Consider the following 3,898-nt stretch of genomic DNA (forward strand, 5'->3'; position numbering starts at 1 on the left):
TACCTCTTTCCCTACACGGCTCTTCCGATTTCGCGGTCGGGCGCGCCGAACGCGAGGCGGATCGCCACGACGACGAGCATCGCGATGAACAGCCAGCGCAGCCATTCCAGCGGGAGCCGTGCGAGCAGCGTCGCGCCGATCCAGCCGCCGACGATGCCCCCGGCCGCGACGAGGGCGGCCGCGACGAGGTCGACCTGGCCGTTCACGAGGTAGGCGATCGAGCCGACGAGCGCCGTCGGGACGATCGCGACGAGCGAGGTCGCCGCGGCGCGGCGCTGGTCCATGCCGGCGAGGAGGATGAGGAGCGGGACCATGACGATGCCGCCGCCCACCCCGAACAGGCCCGAGAGGAGCCCCCCGAGCACGCCGACGACGACGAGCCGCCATGCGGCGGGCGCGGCCGGTGCCGCGTCGGGGTCGGGTGCTGGGGTCGGCACCCGGTCACTCTAGCGGCGGTCGGGGCTCGGGCCGACGGGGAGCGGCGCCGATGCGAATGTGACGGACGTGACGGCGACGTCCTGCGGACGCACAGGCGGATGGGATACGCTGAAGGTTCCTCCATACGCGGGCGACCGCCCGTATCACGATTGATTGCCCGGAGGCGGCACGTTCCGCAGGCATGACCCGAGACCGAGGGCAGCGCACGCGAAGCGTGGCCGGCCCCTCGGACCACCCGCCCGGCAGTCAAGCGTTGCCGGGCCTGCGGACGGCCGAACGGCCGAACGTGACGGGCCGAATCGTTCGGCCCGGTTCGAACGAAGGAAAAAGCAGTATGGCTACCGGAACCGTCAAGTGGTTCAATTCCGAAAAGGGCTTCGGCTTCATCGCTCCCTCTGACGGGAGCCCCGACGTCTTCGCGCACTTCAGCGCCATCACGGGCAACGGCTACCGTTCGCTCGAAGAGGGCCAGAACGTCGAGTTCGACGTCGTGCAGGGCCAGAAGGGCCTGCAGGCGGAGAACATCCGCGCGATCTGATCGCCTGCGGGCGCAGGCGCCCGCGCACCCGAACGCCGGGTCGGACACGTTCCGACCCGGCGTTCGCCGTATCCGCCGGGTGCGCGTCGAGGGATCGGGTGCACCCCGACGCGCTCGGATCAGGCGTCAGCCGTCGACCGGCCCGGCCTGGCCGATGTTCACCATCCACTGCACGCCGAACCGGTCGGTCAGCATGCCGAACGCGTCGCCCCACGGCGACTGCTCGAGCGGGAGGACCACGGTGCCGCCCTCGGCGAGCCCCTCCCAGTACCCGCGGAGCGTCGCCTCGTCGTCCGGGCCGCCGCTGAGCGAGACCGCGAAGTTCGTGCCGGCCTCGTAGGGCATCTCGTTCGGGGTGTCGGCGCCCATGAGCGTCAGGTGGTCCGACGTGAGCCGGCCGTGCATGATCTTGTCGGCCTCGGCCGCCTCGTCGCCCTGGCCGAATTCGGCGAAGGTGCTGAGCTCGAGTTCGCCGCCGAGCACCGACCGGTAGAACTCCATCGCCTCGCGCGCTTCGTCGCGGAAGCTGAGGTACGGGTTGAGCGTGACGGACATGGCGACTCCTTCAGGGTCGTGGGCGGGCGGAATCGCCCGCCCCGCCGATCCTGCACCCGAGGGGTGACATCTGCGAGAGCCCTTGACGGAGCGGGCGTGCTCGTCGTACATTAACAACCATCTAGTTGATCAAGCGATTGGTTGAATAATGGATGCCGCAGCCGCCGACGATCGGCTCGACCGCGCCTTCATGGCGCTGGCCGACCCGGTGCGCCGCAGCATCGTCGCCCGGCTCAGCCGTGGGCCGGCGACCGTGACCGAACTCGCCGAACCGTTCGACATCACCACCCAGGCGGTGTCGAAGCACATCCAGGTGCTCGAGACAGCAGGGCTCGTCACCCGGAGCCGCGACGCGCAGCGTCGCCCCGTGCACCTCGACGCGGCCGCGCTCGAGACGCTCACCGAGTGGATCGACCGCTACCGCCTCATCCACGAGCAGCGATTCCGTCGTCTCGACGCGCTGCTCGCCTCCGCCGACGGCGGCGACGCCGCGGCATCCGCCGAACAGGACTGACACCATGACCACCGAGACCACCAACCCCGTCACCATCGACGCCCCCGAGGGTCTGCCCTACGTCGACATCGAGCGCGTTTTCGACGCGCCCGTGGCCGCCGTCTTCGACGCCCACCGCGACCCTGAGAAGGTCCGGCAGTGGCTCGGACCGAACGGCTACGACATGCAGATCGAGCGCTGGGACTTCCGACCGCAGGGCGGCTACCGCTACGTCCACGTCGACCCCGACGGCGGGCGCTGGGCCTTCAACGGCACGTTCCACTCCATCCGCGAGAACGAGATCGCCGTGCAGACGTTCGAGTTCGAGGGCGCGCCCGACATCGTCAGCATCGAGTCGATGACGTTCGAGGACCTGGGCGACGGCCGCACGCGCCTGCGCGGCCACGCCGTCTACCCGAGCCTCGAGGCCCGCGACGCCATGGTCGAGCACGGCATGGCGAAGGGCGTCATCGAGGGCTACGAGCGGCTCGACGCGGTGCTCGCGGGCTGAGCCGCGGCATCCGTCGACCGCCTCGCACCCACCGAGAGGAGCTCACCATGGACTGGACCCTCGAGGTCGTCATCGTGCCCGTCGCCGACATCGACCGCGCGATCGAGTTCTACCGCGACAGGGTCGGGTTCGCCCTCGACCACGACACGCACGCCGGCGAGCACCGGTTCGCGCAGCTCACGCCGACCGGCTCCGGCTGCTCGATCGTCCTCGGCACGCTCCCGGCGCAGAACGAGATGGCGCCGGGCTCGCTGAAGGGCGTGCAGCTCGTCGTCGCCGATGCCGAGGCGGCGCGGGCCGAACTCGTCGCCCGCGGCGTCGAGGCGAGCCCGATCCAGGTCATCGACCCGCGCGACGGCGGAACGTTCTTCGGGTTCGCCGACCCCGACGGCAACACCTGGGCCGTGCAGCAGATCCGCGCGCGCGCCGATCGGCCGCTCATCCCGGCCCCCGACGGCGACAGGTGAGATGACGCGAACCGCTCCACGAGCTCCCACGTCGAGCGGTTCGCGTCATCTCGAGGCCGCCCGCGGGCAGGCCACCGGTGCGGAATCGGACCGCGACGAGGCGGGGGCCCGCGAGCGACCATGGGAGCATGCCCGCACAGCCCGAGATCCTCCGCTACGCCGCGTTCACGACCGACCCCACCGGCGGCAACCCCGCCGGCATCGTCCTCGATGCGGCCGCGCTCGACGACGCCGCGATGCTCGCCGTCGCCGGCGAGGTCGGCTACGCCGAGACGGCGTTCGTCGCAGGCGGCGACGGCGAGGTCCGCGGCATCCGCTACTTCTCACCCGTCGCCGAGGTGCCCTTCTGCGGCCACGCGACCGTCGCGACCGCGGTCGCCGTCGCCGAACGCGAGGGGCCGGGCCGCATCCGGTTCGCGACGCCCGTGGGCGAGGTGGCCATCGAGACCGCCGAGGTCGACGGACGCATCGTGGCCTCCTTCACGAGCGTGGAGCCCCGGGTCGAGCCCATGCCGGCGGAGGTCCTCTCCGAACTGCTCGACCTCGTCGGACTCGACGCGGGCGCCCTCGACGAGCGCCACCCGCCGCGGATCGCGTTCGGGGGCAATCGCCACCCGGTGCTCGTCCTCGCCGACTCCCGGGCGTTCGACGACTTCACGTTCGACCCGGGCCGGGCCCGGGCGCTCATGGACGAGTACGGCTGGCCGGCGACGATCACCGTGCTGCGCCGCCTGGCCGACGCGCCCGACGGCGGCCTCCGATTCGAGGCGCGCAACATCTTCCCGGTCGGCTCGATCGTGGAGGACCCGGCCACCGGCGCCGCTGCGGCCGCGGTCGGCGGCTACCTGCGCGAACTCGGCGCCGTCGCGCCGCCTGCGCGCGTCGTCATCGTGCAG

General features: G+C 71.6%; 7 protein-coding genes. 5 read left to right on the forward strand and 2 right to left on the reverse strand.

Translation table 11 applies throughout. The annotated features are described in order from the left end of the window. Positions 1 to 11 precede the first annotated feature (11 nt). Positions 12 to 437, reverse strand: coding sequence for a sulfite exporter TauE/SafE family protein (locus ESO86_RS12890; protein ID WP_129235389.1), 426 nt, complete (start codon positions 435 to 437; stop codon positions 12 to 14). Between the two features lie 335 nt (positions 438 to 772). Between ESO86_RS12890 and ESO86_RS12895 the strand changes: the two genes are divergently transcribed. Continuing rightward, entirely contained in the window at positions 773 to 976 is a 204-nt protein-coding gene (locus ESO86_RS12895; protein ID WP_129235390.1) for a cold-shock protein, read from the forward strand. Positions 977 to 1,102: 126 nt separating this feature from the next. On the opposite strand, the gene ESO86_RS12900 is transcribed toward ESO86_RS12895, so the two are convergent. Next, positions 1,103 to 1,531 carry a VOC family protein gene (locus ESO86_RS12900; protein ID WP_129235391.1) on the reverse strand — a complete coding sequence of 143 codons (429 nt, stop codon included), beginning with the start codon at positions 1,529 to 1,531 and terminating at the stop codon, positions 1,103 to 1,105. A gap of 148 nt (positions 1,532 to 1,679) precedes the next feature. On the opposite strand from ESO86_RS12900, the gene ESO86_RS12905 reads away from it, so the two are divergent. From ESO86_RS12905 to ESO86_RS12920, 4 genes are all read left to right on the forward strand, one after another. Further along, on the forward strand, positions 1,680 to 2,045 hold the full coding sequence (locus tag ESO86_RS12905; protein WP_129235392.1) for an ArsR/SmtB family transcription factor: 366 nt from the start codon (positions 1,680 to 1,682) through the stop codon (positions 2,043 to 2,045). 4 nt (positions 2,046 to 2,049) lie between these two features. Further along, positions 2,050 to 2,535, forward strand: a complete 486-nt coding sequence (locus tag ESO86_RS12910; RefSeq protein WP_129235393.1) for an SRPBCC family protein — start codon at positions 2,050 to 2,052, stop codon at positions 2,533 to 2,535. 47 nt (positions 2,536 to 2,582) lie between these two features. Beyond that, entirely contained in the window at positions 2,583 to 3,002 is a 420-nt protein-coding gene (locus ESO86_RS12915; RefSeq protein WP_129235394.1) for a VOC family protein, read from the forward strand. Positions 3,003 to 3,130: 128 nt separating this feature from the next. Next, a partial coding sequence (locus ESO86_RS12920) for a PhzF family phenazine biosynthesis isomerase (RefSeq protein ID WP_129235395.1) occupies positions 3,131 to 3,898 on the forward strand: 768 nt, incomplete at its 3' end.

It is taken from the genome of Agromyces binzhouensis (genome assembly GCF_004135055.1).
In the GTDB taxonomy this organism is placed as follows: domain Bacteria; phylum Actinomycetota; class Actinomycetes; order Actinomycetales; family Microbacteriaceae; genus Agromyces; species Agromyces binzhouensis.

What these genes read in the sequence shown, in the direction of transcription:
- ESO86_RS12895 (WP_129235390.1), top strand. Translation starts at nt 773, where the DNA reads ATGGCTACCGGAACCGTCAAGTGGTTCAATTCCGAAAAGGGCTTCGGC.
- ESO86_RS12900 (WP_129235391.1), bottom strand. Translation starts at nt 1,531, where the DNA reads ATGTCCGTCACGCTCAACCCGTACCTCAGCTTCCGCGACGAAGCGCGC.
- ESO86_RS12905 (WP_129235392.1), top strand. Translation starts at nt 1,680, where the DNA reads ATGGATGCCGCAGCCGCCGACGATCGGCTCGACCGCGCCTTCATGGCG.
- ESO86_RS12910 (WP_129235393.1), top strand. Translation starts at nt 2,050, where the DNA reads ATGACCACCGAGACCACCAACCCCGTCACCATCGACGCCCCCGAGGGT.
- ESO86_RS12915 (WP_129235394.1), top strand. Translation starts at nt 2,583, where the DNA reads ATGGACTGGACCCTCGAGGTCGTCATCGTGCCCGTCGCCGACATCGAC.